Origin of the sequence: Streptomyces sp. NPDC001933 (assembly GCF_042890955.1) — a bacterium.
Lineage (GTDB): Bacteria > Actinomycetota > Actinomycetes > Streptomycetales > Streptomycetaceae > Streptomyces.
On the sequence record NZ_JBIASS010000015.1, the window covers coordinates 59752 to 74744 of the forward strand.

The 14993-nt window shown below is 73.2% G+C and carries 11 protein-coding genes; all 11 read right to left on the minus strand.

Going from position 1 to position 14993, the window contains the following annotated elements; genetic code table 11:
* Positions 1 to 10: 10 nt before the first annotated feature.
* Positions 11 to 349, minus strand: a complete 339-nt coding sequence (locus ACFYY7_RS30815; protein WP_388666783.1) for a hypothetical protein — start codon at positions 347 to 349, stop codon at positions 11 to 13.
* Between the two features lie 361 nt (positions 350 to 710).
* The gene (locus ACFYY7_RS30820; protein ID WP_388666786.1) at positions 711 to 2261 is read right to left on the minus strand and encodes a hypothetical protein; all 1551 of its coding nucleotides are present in this window, start codon (positions 2259 to 2261) and stop codon (positions 711 to 713) included.
* 6 nt (positions 2262 to 2267) lie between these two features.
* Positions 2268 to 4757: a GTPase-associated protein 1-related protein gene (locus ACFYY7_RS30825; protein WP_388666789.1), complete on the minus strand. Its 2490-nt coding sequence runs from the start codon at positions 4755 to 4757 to the stop codon at positions 2268 to 2270.
* A complete protein-coding gene (locus tag ACFYY7_RS30830; RefSeq protein ID WP_388666791.1) occupies positions 4754 to 5944 on the minus strand; it encodes a hypothetical protein in 1191 nt (396 codons plus the stop codon). The genes ACFYY7_RS30825 and ACFYY7_RS30830 overlap by 4 nt, the downstream gene beginning before the upstream one ends.
* Entirely contained in the window at positions 5944 to 8037 is a 2094-nt protein-coding gene (locus ACFYY7_RS30835) for an Hsp70 family protein (RefSeq protein ID WP_388666794.1), read from the minus strand. Before ACFYY7_RS30835 ends, ACFYY7_RS30830 begins: the two co-directional genes overlap by 1 nt.
* Before the next feature lie 2 nt (positions 8038 to 8039).
* Positions 8040 to 10124, minus strand: coding sequence for an AAA family ATPase (locus tag ACFYY7_RS30840; protein ID WP_388666797.1), 2085 nt, complete (start codon positions 10122 to 10124; stop codon positions 8040 to 8042).
* The gene (locus tag ACFYY7_RS30845) at positions 10121 to 11593 is read right to left on the minus strand and encodes a hypothetical protein (protein WP_388666800.1); all 1473 of its coding nucleotides are present in this window, start codon (positions 11591 to 11593) and stop codon (positions 10121 to 10123) included. The genes ACFYY7_RS30840 and ACFYY7_RS30845 overlap by 4 nt, the downstream gene beginning before the upstream one ends.
* The gene (locus tag ACFYY7_RS30850; RefSeq protein WP_388666802.1) at positions 11590 to 12240 is read right to left on the minus strand and encodes a 4Fe-4S single cluster domain-containing protein; all 651 of its coding nucleotides are present in this window, start codon (positions 12238 to 12240) and stop codon (positions 11590 to 11592) included. Before ACFYY7_RS30850 ends, ACFYY7_RS30845 begins: the two co-directional genes overlap by 4 nt.
* Positions 12228 to 13310 (minus strand): hypothetical protein, encoded by a 1083-nt coding sequence (locus ACFYY7_RS30855; RefSeq protein ID WP_388666805.1) that lies wholly within the window; start codon positions 13308 to 13310, stop codon positions 12228 to 12230. Before ACFYY7_RS30855 ends, ACFYY7_RS30850 begins: the two co-directional genes overlap by 13 nt.
* 3 nt (positions 13311 to 13313) lie before the next feature.
* Positions 13314 to 14132, minus strand: a complete 819-nt coding sequence (locus ACFYY7_RS30860) for a protein phosphatase 2C domain-containing protein (RefSeq protein ID WP_388666807.1) — start codon at positions 14130 to 14132, stop codon at positions 13314 to 13316.
* A complete protein-coding gene (locus tag ACFYY7_RS30865) occupies positions 14129 to 14899 on the minus strand; it encodes a hypothetical protein (RefSeq protein ID WP_388666810.1) in 771 nt (256 codons plus the stop codon). Before ACFYY7_RS30865 ends, ACFYY7_RS30860 begins: the two co-directional genes overlap by 4 nt.
* Positions 14900 to 14993 lie beyond the last annotated feature (94 nt).

The following is a 14993-nucleotide window of genomic DNA, read 5'->3' on the forward strand; positions in this document are numbered from 1 at the left end:
GGCCCGTCTCTCAGTAGCCCGACAGGACCGAGGTGCGCCCGCCCTGCGTCGATGTGTCGGTGAGAGCACTCGTACCGCCGACGTGGACGCTGTCCACGCCCGTCCTCACCAGGCCGTCGGTGCCGTGGTAGGACTTCTTCGCCAACTGCACCTTGCCACCGAGCTCGTGCAACGCCGACGCCAGCGTCTTCGCCTCGGCCTCCCATGCCTTGACGAACGCGTTCAGCGCCGACGCGGCGTCATTGCCGCCGGCATCGTCGTACGAGTAGGTCTTGCGGGACTTGACGGCCGAGCTGACGCCGTCCATGTCCGTGCCGGCATCGTCCAGTTGCCGGGCTTGGCCCGTCATTCCCGCTTTTATCTGGTAGCCGTCGACGCCCACCGCATCTCCCCCGTACGCATTCGATCACGACCGCCGGGCAGGCTAACACGCACTGCGTATACGGGAGATCGCCTGTCGCCCACCACACACACCTCCTCCACATCACCCTGTCAAAGGCTGTTCCCGCAGCCTGCAACGGCCCGTTGCCGGCCCATGCGGCCGTGCTCGACCGAACTGTTGAGACCGCTCGCCGAGTTCGCTGACGCGGGCCCCTCCACGAACCGTGCGAATCAGGCATCGGATGCCGTCATGGGCGCAGCGCCCCGGGCCACCGGCCTCGGTGTCGATGAATGCCCTGGTCAGGCAATCCGCTTCGTCGGCGCCCGGATCAGCTCCGCAGGCACCAGTCGACGAATCCCGTGACACTGGCGTCCACACCGGCCCGCTCGTCCGCCACGGCGGCCGTGCGGAAGAATCGGACTTCCCGGAAGTGCAGGTCCATGGCCCGCACGAGGCTGCGCAGGCCGAGCACGTCACGGAGCCAGGTCCGGGTGTCGTCGCTGTCCTCGATACGGGCCGGTACCAGGCCGTGCTCGGTGAGCAGGTCCGTCTTGGTGACGGCGACCGCCAGCCGGGAACGCTCCAGCGGGGCGCCCATCGCTGCCACCGCCTGGACCGAGCGGGCAAAGACCTCCTCCGGGTCGACCGTGGAGCCGAGGGTGCGGTCGAGGAGGGGTCCGGGAGGGGGCTCCAGGGCGGTCCAGAACGCCTTGACGGCCATTGGGTCGAGGACGAAGACAAAGGTCCGCGCTGCCCGCGCGTAGCGCAGCGCGTCGGTGTCGTCGCGGTCGACGAACCGCTCACCGGCCGTGTCGAAGAGATGGACCAGCCGCTGGGAACGGCCGCGGCCGAGGACGAAGGAGTGGGCTCTGGGCAGGGACTTCTGCGTGGCGAGGGTGTGTCCCCGCATGCGAATCACCTCACGGAGCACCTGGTAGTTGGCGTCCGACTCCTCGTCGGCGAGGGCGATCGCCGGGCCGCCGTTCGCCGCCGCGTGCTCCAGGGACAGCAGCATGGCCGCCATCAGCTGGGTCTTGCCCGCCGCCTGCCCGCCGATCAGCGGGATCACCACCTCGGGCATGTGGCCGGCGTCCGTGTTCATCGGCTTCCCGCAGTGCGGGAGGGTGCAGTACGCCTGGAGCCGCCCGTTCCGGCTCATCAGCATCAGCAGCGTCGGCATGCGCCGCCCGCACTCACAGCGGCGCCGGAAGATGCCGTACGTCCCGGGGCGGATGTCCGTGTGCCGGCGGCGGCACGTGGGGGCGGGGCAGTCGTACGCCGGATAGGGCACGCGCTCGAAGCAGTGCGGGCAGAGCATTCCGGTACGCAGCCGTCTCATCCACAACGCCGCCCGGTCGACCGCCCGCAGGGCTCCGGCGATGGTCCGGGCGCCGGCCGTGAGCAGGGCCAGAACGAGCGCGTGCAGGCCGAGGAGCAGACCGATCAGCGGCGGGGCCAGTACCGTGCCCAGGCAGAGTCCCAGGTACAGGGTCAGGCCGTACGGCACGGTCAGGGCGCGGGTGCGCGCCGGGGCGACGAACTGGCCCGAGGTCACGGCACGGAAGGAATCGCCGACTGTCGTGGCGTACGACCGGCAGGTCAGCGTGAAGAGCTGGCGCAGGTCACGGAAGCCCGGCCCGAAGAAGTAGTTGCGGTACGCCTTCACCTCCTCGTCCTGCGGCCGGTAGGGCGGCAGTGTCCGGAACTCGGGGGTGCGCCGGTACATGACGCCGACCAGTGCTTGTCCGTGCCGGGTGAGCAGCTGCACCACGAGGGCGAGGCCCCGCAGGGCGGCGATGACCGGGACGAAGGGCAGGTACGCCCCGAGCGCGAACATGAAGGCGACGGGCATGAGGACGAACGCGACGATTTCTGCCACGGCGAGTCACCGCCCCTTCCTTTTACGGGAGTTGTCGGGATTCACGGAGGCGGGAGTGTCGGACGGGGCGGGTGTTGAGCGGCGGCCGAGGGACGCCAGCCTGCTGCCCAGACTCAGCGGACCGCGCCGCCGGGCGGCCTCCACCTCCTCGGCGTAGCGGTCGGCGAGTTCGGCCCGGTGGGGCCTGACCGCTTCCTCGAGACGCTTCAGGTCCGTGACGCGCCAGTGCTCCCGCGTACGGGCGCGGATCGCCGCGACGGTCGCCTCGTGGGCCTGGGAGAGCGGCGCTCCGGTGGGCAGGGCCACGACGGCGGCGACGTGGCTGAGCATCACGTCGTCGATCCGCTCGCCGCGCGTCACCCGCTGGTGCACGACCGACAGGTACCGGTCCAGATCGCGGTGGTTCAACTCCGCCAGCCGGCCCCGGAGCCGCCCGACGTCGGCGGGCAGGCGCAGCATGGCGGGCACCAGCCGGAAGCGTTTGAGCGCCCGTGGGGCCGACCGCGTGCCGGTCTCCGGGATCGCGAACGCGTCGACGAGTTCCGTGGCCTCGTGGGCGTCCTGGAGCGCGTCGTCCAGCCGGAGCGTGACCCGCACGTACTCTCCGGCACTCGCCGGCAGCCACGCGAAGCGGCTCGGACGGGCGAGCGTTCGGCACAGGTCGAGGCAGGAATCGAGCGTGGCCTCGTCCTCGATGCGCTGGCCCAGGGTGCGGTCGAACCACTCCCCGACAGCCTCGTCCACCGGCACGGTGGGAGGCAGCTTCTCGGCGATTGTGGTCGCCTCCCGGTGGGTCCAGGTGCGAGAGGGCCCCCGCCACAGACCGCACAGCAGGTCCTCGTCGGGCGACGTGCGCCCACGGATCCGCAGGATCCGGAACATGATCGGGACCGTGTTCGCGGGCTCGCGCTCGCCCCTCGCCAGCAGGCGGTGTTCCTGGAGCAGGGGGAAGCCCTGCAGGTCGTCCTCGCGGAGCAGTTCGGCGGGGAACTGGGAGAACAGCTGCTCCTGTCCCGCGCGTTGTTCCAGCACTTCCTCCACCGCCGTGACCAGGGACGTCCTCATCACCGGCAGGGAACGGAGGAGCTCGGCCACGTCGGACCGGAACCGCGGGCCGGGGATGGGGAAACCGACCAGCGCGCGGGCCAGGGTGAGCGTCTCACCCGCCATGACCTCCGGCTCCACCGGGAGGTGGGCGCCGAGTGCCCAGAGCAGCAGGCGCGTCCGCTCGTGCGGGTTCCGCGCCTGGGCCTCCAGCAGCCGTTCCCAGAGGGCCGTGGCCCGATCGCGTGCCACCGGGTCCGTGATCGGCACGGGTGCGACGGAGTCCGCGGCGGAGGAAGCGTAGGCCTGCATGCGCGACCCGTGGAGCCTTCCCTCGATCTCCTGGTGCACTGCCGTGCCGCCGCCGGCCTTCGCGGCGGCGCTCAGCACTGCCATCCGACGGTCGTCCAGGTCCCGGTGCTCACGGTGGATGTCCGCGGCGACGGCAACCCGGCGCGCCCCCAAGTGATCGGCCCCGGCCAGCCAGTCGATCACCGCGTGGGCGTCGGCGGTGGTGAGAGTGATGCCGCCCGAGGCCGCCGCCGCGGCAACTGGCGCGTACCACTCGTCCGGTGTCTTCTCCCCGCCCCGGGCATAGTCCGCCGTCCAGGACCAGACGGGACGGACGGAGCCGACGCCGATCCTGGTCAGGAGGCGGACCAGGTCCCCGACGGGGACCTCGGGGAAGACGCCCCGCGCGAAGTCGAACACGGTGTATGCCGCTTCCTCGTCCGGTCCGAAGGCGAGCTGTGCCTCGGGGACCGTACCGATCAGGTGCAGCTGGCTGCGGGCCGGCCGGTGAACGTACGTGGCGAAGGAGAGGCCGCGGGCGAGCGGGGGCGGCAGCAGGTAGGACACCGCGGCGAACCAGTGCGCGATCCGCTCGGTCGTCTCGTCGATCACCACCACCGAACCGTGCTCGGTCAGCGCGGCGAAGACGGCGGCGAGCAGCTCCGGCAGCCTGGCCGCGTGGGGGTGGCCTCGCAGGAACGCGCTCACGCCCCGGGCCCCGAGCGGCCCCGGCGAGGGACCCGCGAGCGCAGGGATCTCCGTGCTCGGGGACACCTCGCGGGACCACACCGGCGAGTTCCACAGCTCGATGGGGAGCAGCCCGCGCCCCGCCGCTGTGAAGTCCTCGCTGTGCAGGGCGTGGGCGAAGTAGTTGCCGAAGCGACGGGCGGAGTCACGGCCCACGTAGCGCACGCACAGCGCGGTGGCGCCCGCCCGCTCCCGGTCGTCGGGCCGGTAGCAGAGGTTGACCGGACAGCGCTCCAGAGCCTCGGGCGTGTCCGACTCCACCAGGGACCGGGGCGGCTCGTACCCGGCCAGCGCCTCCACGGTCTGCCGGGTCCCGGCGGTGACGCCCGCGCTGACGGCGTTGAACTGGAATCCGGAGAACCCGCTGAGGCCGTGCTCGCAGGAGGTGTAGTAGAGCTGCTGGAAGAGCGTCATCCCCGGCCCGCCTTCGGCACCGAACCGAACTCGCTCAGCAGCCAGAGCAGCGGGTCGGCCACCCTGTACGGCTGGATGCCGGTGGGGGCGACCCGGGCGTCGGGCGTGGGGTTACGGCCGAGGGCGGAGACCCCGAAGTACCGGTAGCGGCTGTAGTGGTTGTCCAGCAGGTGGTCGATCGCCACTCCGTCCCAGTCCTTCAGGAGCCGGCGCACCTCCTCGTGGACGCTGAGGCTGTCGCTCACGTCGAAGCGGCCGCGCGAGGGCGCGTAGTCGCGCAGCGGACTGCCCGGATCGAGCAGGTGCCAGAAGGCGTCCATCTTCGAGAAGACGACGGAGATCGGGATGTCTGTCTTCTGTGCCGACCGGCCGGAACGGGGGGCCAGCAGGAGGTTGGTGACCCGGGAGAGGACGTTGATGGGGGTGTCCAGGCCCTCGGTGCCCGGCAGCGGCGTGCCGGGCAGGGCACTGTCCCGGGCGCCCGGCAACTGGAGCGGATCGAGGAGCAGGACGATGCCGTCGGCGCCGGCCAGATAGCGGGTGTTCAGCTCCACGTTCTCCCGGGAGCTGAAGTCCTCACCGGCGGTGTCGAAGAACGACAGCACGGTGTGCTGCGGCCGCTCGCCGAGCAGGGTCCGCCGGCGCAGCCCGAAGCGGAAGACGAGCGGGTCCACGCGGTTGAGGGTGGTGGAGGCGGTCTGGGTGCCGGGGAACATCTGGTTGTCGCGGTAGAGACGGTCCTCGTAGTCGGAGCCGTAGCGCCGCATCGTCTCGTCGTCCGAACCCATCAGGGCAGCCCCGTACGCCTCGCCCACCCGATTGCGCATCTCGTGGAGCAGCACCGTCATGTAGACGGTCTTGCCGGACGCCTTCGGGCCGACCATGGCGATCAGCCGGTTGTCCACCATGCCGAACTGGACGGGCAGTTCGGAGTGGCACACCGGGCAGATCCGGTAGGTGGTCTCGCCGTCGCAGTCCGGGCAGACAGCTGTGGGCCTGCGACCGTCCGCGCCGAATTCCGGACCGAGGTCGTGGCTGCGACGCGGCCCCTTGCGCTGGTCCAGGACCTGGTCGCGGCGGCGCAGGCACTGCTTCCCCGTACGGCTCAGGCGGCTGTTGCAGCGGAACCGGATCTCACGCGGGCCGAAGTTCTCGTAGCAGTAGGGACAGGTGAGGTGTTTGGCCATCAGGTGACTCGCAGTCTGTGCAGCGCCGCAGGGCGGATGTCGATACCGGAGTCGGTCCCCGCGCCTGTGCCGGTGTCCGTCCCGGTTTCCGTGTCCTCGGACGCCGGGAAACAGACCAGCCAGGACGGGCCGCGTGTCGCGGGCAGGGGGAACTCCACGGTCAAGGGGGTGCCGGCGGCCAGCCGCTGCGCGGGCACCTCGTGCAGGACGGTGCCCTCGGACGTACTGGTGGGGCGGAAGCGGCCGAGGCTGTGGACGATACGGAGCGCGGGCAGGTCGCAGCCCGTTTCGGAGGTGAAGGAGACCGACGCCACCCGGCCCCTGAGACGGCGGCGCACACTCGGCTCGTAGGCGACGACCGTCGGCGCGGCGGGGACGAGCAGCGACGACGCGCCTTCGCAACCGTCGCTGAGCTCGGCGACCAGCGCCTCCACGGTGAGGGTGACGGCCTCCCGCCCGACGGCCAGGTCGAACCCGCCGTCGTGCTCGTACACCCGGCGCCGGCACACCACATCCCCCTCGGCGGGGGCAGCCGCACCGGTGCCGCCTCCCTCCCGGCGCCAGCGGACCCGGGCGCTCAGCGCGCCGTCGGGCCACGCCCACAGCACGAGGAGGTGGTCCCCGCGCCGGACGACCTGGAGCTGGTCGACCGGAATCGCGAAGTGGGCCGGAGGATCGATCGGGGATCCCGTGGGGGTGGGGGCTGGGGTCGGGGCCGTGGTGTCGTAGGGGCCGCTGACGGGCGGGGACGGTGATTCGGGCGCGGGGTTGGTGCCTTGTGCCGGGATGTGGGGCGGCTCGTCGTGACCCGGTTCGCAGGGCCCGGGGTCGGCGTACGACGGTTCGGGGCGGGAGGGGCGGGGGCGCGGCGGTTCGGCGTGCGGCGGTTGGAGGCGCGGGGGTTCGGCGTGCGCCGGCTCGGCGTACGACGGGTCGGCGTACGACGGGTCGGGACGTGACTGTTCGGGGTCCGGGCGACCCGGCGCTTCGGCCTCCGGGGCCGTGGAGCCGCGCCCACCGGTGTCCTTGTCCTCGGCTGCTGACGCGCCACCCTGCCACGAGCCGGGCTCGGGGTCCTCGGGAAGGGTGCGACCGGCGCGGGGCTCCGGGTCCGTGGTGGTGACGGCGGGCTCCGGGTCCATGGCGTTCCCGGCTCCCACGTACGGGTATCCGGAGCCCGGACCGGCGTACCCGGCCTCCGGGCGCCCCGGTCCGGCCGCGGGCCCGGCGACGACGCGCAGCACGCCGAAGTCCCGGAGCGCGAACAGCCCGAGTGCGACGGCCCGGTCGGGGCGGTCGCACCGCACGGTCATGCCTCCCGCGGCCGGGAGGGCCTCGATGCCGGCCCGCATCCGGGGCGAGGCGCACATGCCGCCGGCGAGCAGCACGGTGTCCACCGCAGGCTCCGCGGCGGCGAGCTGGTCGCGGACAGCGGCGAGCGCGCGTTCTCGCAGCGGCGCCACCGCCCCTTCGGCTGCGGCCGGATCCAGGGCCAGTGCGTGCCGCTCGCCCGTCGTGCCCTGCATGGACAACGGCACGGTGACACCGTCCGAGGTGTCGAGCGCCCGTCGGACGGTCTCCGCCGCTCCGAGTGGGTCCGCGCCGTCCGGCAACCGCCCGGTGAGGACGGCGGCGATCGCCGCGTCCCAGTCGTCGCCGCCGTTGCGGAGGCTGACGGCGCGGACCACGTGCACGGTGAGGTCGGGGGCGATGGTGAGGACGCTCAGGTCCAGCGTCGTCGCCCCCTGGTCGCAGACCAGGACCGTATGGTCGACGCCCTCGGCGATCGCCCCGTAGTGCAGGGCCACCGCGACCGATTCCGGGACGACCCGTCCGACGCCGAGTCCGGCCTGTTCCACCGCGTACCGGAGCTCGTCCTCCCGGCCGCCCGCGACGGGAAGCCCGAGGACCGCGGTCTCTCCCGTGACGGCGGTCCCTTCCGCGACGGCGGCGTCCAACAGCAGCGGCAGCGCCCGGACCGGGTCGAGGACGCCGTCCACACCGACGAGCCGGGTCGTGGTCACCTCCGGCAGTCCGTCGGGACCCATGCGTGCCACGCGCCCGAAGCGGTGTCCCAGGTCGATGGCGATCATGTTCACCCGCTCCCTTCCGCCGCGAACGGCTCCGTGCCGTCGACGGTGACGCACGCCGTGCCGTCGGTCCCGATCGCGACCCGGATCCGTGAACCCGGCTCCGGACGGTGCGCCAGCAGATGGCCGACGACGGCCGATCGCACCAGCTCCAGTTCGTTGCGGATCTGCCGGCCGCCGTACGCCTGGTGCTCGGGGTCCGCCATCCGCTCCGTGATCCACGGGCGCAGGGTGTCCAGGTCGGACACCAGCTCCACGCGGTGCCGTTCGCGGACCGACTCGGCGAGCTGGCGCAGCAGCCGGTCGGCGATCCGGACGACGTGCTCACGGCGCAGCATGTCGAAGACGACGACGCCCGGCTTGAGCCGACCGTAGATCTCCGGTCTGCCGATCTGCCGGAACTTCTCCTCCACGGCCCGGGTGAAGTGCGCTTCCAGCTGTGCGTACGAGAGTTCCTCGCGCTCCTCCAGCAGGTCCCGGAGCTGCTCCGCCCCCGTGTTGGAGGTGAAGATGATCAGGCACTGGGAGAAGTACGCCGTCTGGCCGCGCCCGTCGGTGAGCCGGCCGTCCTCCAGGATCTGGAGGAACTTGTCCAGCACCTTGGGGTGGGCCTTCTCGATCTCGTCGAAGAGCAGCACGCTGAAAGGCCGTTCCAGCACCCTACGGGTCAGCTCGCCGCCCTGCTCGTGGCCGATGTATCCGGGCGGCGCGCCGGCCAGCCGCTCGGCGGCGTGCTCCTGTTGGTACTCGCTCATGTCGAAGCGGGCATAGGCGCTCTCGTCACCGAACATCAACTCGGCCACGGACTTGGCGAGTTCGGTCTTGCCGACGCCGGTGGGCCCCACGAAGAAGAAGGCGCCCCGGGGGCGGGCGGTCCCCGAACTCCCGAAGTCGACGCCCACGAAGGCGGACTGGAGGGCCGAGGCCACGGCGTCGACGGCCTTTGACTGGCCGACCACCCGGGTGCCGAGGACGTCGGCGGCCCGTGCGACGGTGTCCCGGTCGAGCTGGGTCCACGGGTCGACGCTGACGTTGAGCCGGTGCAGTTCCAGCAACTTGTCCGGCTTCTGCAAGGGTGCGTTGCGCAGCCAGGACGTCCGGGCCAGCGACTCGATGTCCCACCCCGTCATCCCGTCGGTGGCTCCCACGAGGGCTTCGAGGTCGGCCCGGGAGGAGTCCTGCGCCCCGTTGAAGCCCTGGCGCAGCCAGGTGAGCCACAGGCGTCGCTCGCTCGGGTCCGGCGGGCCGATGTGCAGGGCGGCGATCCTCGGGTCCTCCAGGTGGAACCAGCCGGGCAGCCGCCCGACGTCTCCCACCGCGCACAGCACCGCGTTGCGCGCGTGCGGGGCCGGTCCGGCGGCGGGGCGCGGGGTCACTGCGTCCGTCATCGCGGCGCGCAGTCTGAGATAGCCGAGGAGCGATTCGGGCTGGCCGGGCGGGAGGTGGTGGTCGACGTCCTCGAAGACGAAGGCGGTGGCCGCGTCGGGCGAGGCCGCCAGACGGTGCACCGTGGCGACGACGTCCTCGAAGGTGCGCGGCCGGCCCGAGCCGCGCGGCGCCAACAGGCGTTCTCGGCCGCGGTCCCGTTCGCCTCCGCGTCGGGAACGGGCCGTGCCGTCCGAAGAGCCGTCCCCGGCCTCCGCACGGTACGGCGGCCCGCCCTCCGCGCCTCCGGCGGGCGCCCCGGACACCCCGGACACCCCGTCAGGAGCATCCGCCCGCTCCTGCGGGCGCCCGTCGCGCAGCCGGTCGAAGCGCTCCGCGTGGCCCGGCAGCGGAAACGTGAGCCCGGCCACCGGGTCCCACCAGCCGACGACTTCGGCCCCGCGGGTCTCCAGCAGGCCGGCGACCACCGAGCGGAAGGAGGCCGGCCGGTCCGCGAACCACCAGCGGTCCCTGATCTGCCCGTCCAGGATCACCTGCCGCCCGCGCCGCAGCTCCCAGCCGAGGGACACCGCCCACAGCGGCATCATGGCGTCCGCGGCAGTCGGCTGTACCTCCCCGGCATGCCCGTTCCGGTGGCCCGCCTGCGGGGTGTACTCGGTGCCGCCGACGCCGTTCTGCCGCTTCGCCCGGTCGACCGTACTCATCGGATCCGCACCTGCTCCTCCGTACCCGGCCGCCGCTCGGCCTGCCGCCCCGGCGGCTTCCCCTGCCAGGCGAGTCGGCCGGGAACGAAGCCGTCCCGTTCGACGATCGCCTCGTGCACCCGCTCCAGGAGGTCCTCGGTGCGGTCGCACACCGCGCCTTCCGGTTCCGGGCGCAGGACGACATCCGGCTCGCCGTCGACGTGGTAGACGAGGACGGGAGTGCCCTCGCCGTCCTCGGTGACCGTGGTCTCGTACGTGGCACCGCTCGGACGCTCGAAGCTGAGCAGCAGGCGTCCGTCCCGTTCCGCGCCGCCGGTGAAGGCGAAGCCCTCGCCGATCATGGCGTCCTGGAGCGCCTCAGCGAGATCCATCCGGCGTGTATAGGCCAACTGGGCTTCGTCCAGCTGGGATTCGGCGCTGACGAGCAGCCCCTCAAGGGCGGCTACGGCCGTCAGCGCGGCCGCCCCCGCGCCGGCCGCGAGGGGAGCCGTGACGGCGGTCAGTGCCGCCTCGATCCGCTCGGCGAGTTCGGGTTCGGCGAGCTCCCGGGCCTCGGCCACCGCCTCCTGCACGGCCTGCCGCACAACACCGAGCCGGTCCGCCGCCTCGGCCAGCTGCTCCGCGAGACGCTCCTGTTCGGCGTCCCGCTCCGCCTGCCGTGCCGCTTCCTGCGCAACGGCGCGCTCCTCGGCCTGCCGCTGGGTCTCCCGGGCCCGCTCCGCCTCGCGGAGCGCTTCGGCGGCCCGTTCCCCGGCGGTCGCGGCATGCCTGGCGAGCGCGTGCTCGACAGTGCCCAGCAATGCCTGGAAGCGGGTCTCCCCGCCGGGCCCGGTCGCGGCGCGCAGCTCGCCGAGCAGGCCGACGCACTGCTGGTACCCCTGCGGATCCCGGTCCCGGGCTTCCGGTCCGATCCCGGCAAGCCGGCTCTCGAACCCTGCCAGGACGGTTCCGTGGTCGGCGCCCCGGCCCGACTCCCGCGCCTCCCCCACGAGCAGGACGATGCGCCCGCGCAACTCCTCGATCGCGCCGCCGAGGCCGTCGGCCGCCCCACCGGGGTGCCCACCGGGGCTTCCGGCGCGGTCGACGCTGCCCTGGAGCAGGTCCAGCCGCTGTCGCAGGGCCTGCGCCTCGGGGCCGTCCGTCCGGACCCGGTCGAGGAGCTCCCGCACCTCGGCCAGCCGGCGCCCGTCGGCTCCGGCCTGGTCCCGGAGCAACCGGGCGGCATGGTCCTGCTGTCGTACGGCCCGCCGGTTCGCCAGCTCGGTCTCCCTGCGCTCGGCCTCGGCCCTGGCCCGTTCCCGGCGCGCCGCCGCCTCCTTCGCCCGTGCCGCGGCGCGCTCGGCCCGTTCCCTGGCGCGCTGCGCCTCCAGCCGTCGGCGCGCCGTCTCCCGGGCGCGGCGCCGTTGCGCCTCGAGTCGCGCGTAGGCCGGCGCGACCGTGACGGTGCTGTACTTCGGTGATCCGCTCATGCTTCCCTCCGTTCCTCGGTACGCAGGACGAAGCCCCGCTCCGCGAGTCGTTCCTCAAGTCCCTCCCGGAATCCGGGAGTCGGCGGTACTCCCGCCCAGGACACCGATCCGTCCGCCTCCACGGACAGTTCCACGCCCGCGCTGGAGTCGGGCTCGGCTCCCACATGCGCGTAACGGCCGGTGAGCGCGATGACGCGCTGGTTGGACGAGCCGCGCCAGCGCAGTCCGTGCCGCCGGGACGCGACGTACGGGCCGTCGACGAGGAGGTCGAGACGCCGGAGCAGCGCGCGCCGGTCCGGGCCGCCCCGGAGCAGGGCCTCGTGCCGGAAGCCGGAGTAGGCCATCGCACTGAAGCCGGGGCGCCGCTCCCGTACTGTGTCGAGCAGCTCCGCGAGCCCGGCCGCCTGGCTGAACGGCTCGCCGCCGGAGAGGGTGACGCCCTCGATGCCGGGCAACCCGTCGAGCCAGTCGGCGAGTTCGGCCACGGTGTGGACGGTTCCCCCTTCGAACGGCAGCGTCTCCGACGCCACGCAGCCACCGCAGCGCAGCGGGCAGCCCTGCACCCAGATCACGGCTCGCGTGCCCGGCCCGAGGACGGTGCAGCGGTCGAGTCTCCTTGCCACCGAGAGCCGGGTCACCTCTGCCATACGGTGTTCCTCTCCGAGCCTTTCGGGCTTTCCTGGCTTTCCTGGCCTGCCCCGTAGCACTCCGCACCGCGGTCGGCCAGGTCGCACCAGGGGCACCAGGGCCGCTCCGCCGTGTACACGTGCAGGGTGTTCCGCCGGCAGGTCCGCAGCCTCGCCGGCTCCGATTCGGCCGCCAGCGCCTCGGCCCAGGCCGAGGCATGCGGCCGCACCCCGCCGAACGCGGCCCGGAAGAGGGCGGTGAGGCGCCGGGGCAGCAGGTCGGCGGGCGGCGCGGAGCGGGGAAGGGTCACCGAGGTCCGGTCGAGGAGGCGGCACCGGCCGTGCAGGACGTTGTCGTCGTACGACAGGTAGTCGCCGCCGGTCGCGGGGTGCCCGGCGAAGGGGTGGAGCCCGCACATCAGCAACTGGTGGACCAGGACGGCGAGGACGAAGTCGTCGGACGCCCGGTCCGGTGCGGTGCCGGCCGGCGCGCCGATCCGCTCGGGCGCCGTGTGCCCCGGGCTGCCCATCCGCCCGGGGAACACCTCGCCGCCGTCCGTGAACTGCCAGGAGTCCACGTCCGCGATCCCTGCCCGGCCGTGCGCGTCGACCCAGAGGTTGTCCGGCTTCAGGTCGCCCACCACATAGCCCTCGGCATGCAGGTTCGCGAGGAGACGGGCGAGCGAGAGGGCGGCGGCGAGTGCCGTGGCCCAGGTCGCCCCGGGAAGGTGCGCCCGGCGGGCCCGGGGGGTCAGCAGGTGCGCGAACGGCTGGTGGGCGTGGCGCATGTCGGTCATCAGGTATCCGTCCACCCCGTCGGCTCCCGGGCCGCCGGCGCGGATCCCGGCCATCGGCCAGGCGACGGGCACGGGCGTCGCGGACAACAGCCGGACGGTACGCGGCTCGCGGCGCTGGCGTACCAGCCGGGCGATGCGGCGCCGGTACGCGGCCGGGTCCGGCGGGTCGGGGACGAGTTTTGCCACCAGGGGGCGCGCGTCGTCGACGGCGTAGACGACTCCTTCCGACCCGCTGCCGATCCGCCGCGTGAGGCGCCATGTGTGCCCGCTGCCGGACACCACCATGAGGGCCATTCGTCACCCGCCGTCCGTCAGGGCACAGAGCACGGTCAGATCGTCACCGGTCCGTGCCGCCTCGGGTCCGGAGAGCAGTGCCCGCAGCGGAGCGGCGTCACCGCCGTTGGCGCGGAGCGTCGCGGCCAGCCCGCAGAAGAACCGCTCGGCGGGCAACGGACCGGCCTCCACCGGCAGTTCCCGCACCGAAGGGTGGTCGAGCGTCAGGGGTACACAGCCGTCGGTGGCGAGGACGACTCCGCTGAGCCGCGGCTCCCACACCACGAAGGACCGCAGGCGCAGCGCGGCCCCGGGCGCCGAGAGGAAGACCGTCTCCGGCGCGCCGGGAGCGGGCGGCGGCAGGACCAGATGGCACCGCTCGCGCACCCCGGGAGCCGGCCCGGTTCCCTCGGGCTCCCGGGTCAGCACCGTCCCGAAGCAGTCGCCCACCGAGAGGAAAGCCGCCCAGGGCGGCCGTACGACCGCCGCGGCCAGTGTGGCGGCCAGCGCGCCGGTGTCCACCGGCCCGGACGGGCCTGCCGCCGACAGCACCCCCTCGACCGCCCGCTGATGCTCCAGGACCACCGCGGCGCCCGCCGCGGCGATCCACCCCGTCCACGTCTCCGGGGCGTCGCCCGCCTCCGGGATGTCCTCGGCCAGCATCCGGCAGGCGGTGTCCACGGCGAGGTGTGCCCCGAGCGCGCTGCGCTCCCGGCTGCCTGCGCCGTCCGCGACGGCGAGCACGGCCGTCGCCCCCAGGTCGACCGCCTTGAAGGCGTCCTGGCAGCCCTGCCCGCGGGCGAGGTGGGCCGCTCCCTGGACGGCGGCCCCCGCCACGATCACTGGTACCTCTCCTCAAGGAGCCGCAGGCGCCTCTGCCGGTCCATGAGGTCGGCCACCTGACCGTGGATCTCGTCGGCGGCCTGGACCGCCCCGATCCGGTCCGAGCTCTGGAAGAGAAGGTCGAGGATCTGTCCGAAGTCCAGGCCCTCCAGCATCAGCGCGCCCTTGGGCGCGAGAACCCGCAGGAGTTCCAGATCGGCGCCGCGCACACCGATCGCCTGGAGCACGCATTCGCCCCGCTCCTCGCCCCGGCGCACCTTCTCCGCCGTACCGGCCAGGACCTCCGGGTCTACCGGCTTCCCGTCCGCATCGCTCGGCGCGCCGTCCGTCAGCACCCACAGGAACGGCCTGCGCGCCTGGACCTGCCGTGTCTGCAGCTCCCGGTGGCGCTCCCGGGCCAGGTCGAGCGCAGTCTCGACGGCCTCCGTCATCCGGGTCAGTCCGGATGCCGTCAGCCGGGGCGGGCGCATCCGGTCCACCGGCACGAACAGCCTGTCCGGCGCGGCTTCTTCGACCGGCACCAGCCGTTCCCTGTCCGGATCGAAGACCTGGACCCGGGAGTCGAAGGTGATCAGACACACCTCCACCCGCGCCTGCAGCCTCGGCTCCGCCCGTACCCCGTCGAACCAGCGGGCCAGGGCCTCGCTGAGCTCGTCGATCCGGGGGCTCCCGGCCGGACGCCCCATCGAGGCCGAGGTGTCGAGGAGCAGGACGACCGGCTGCCGTTCGTCGTAGCCCTGTGCCAGTCCGAAGTCGTACTCACTCATCTCCGCGCGCTCCGCTCTTGTCCGCCCCGGCCGCCGCACGAGCGACGAGCCGGCGCCGCGATGCGTCGAACCACACGACGACCTCCGTGCCCGG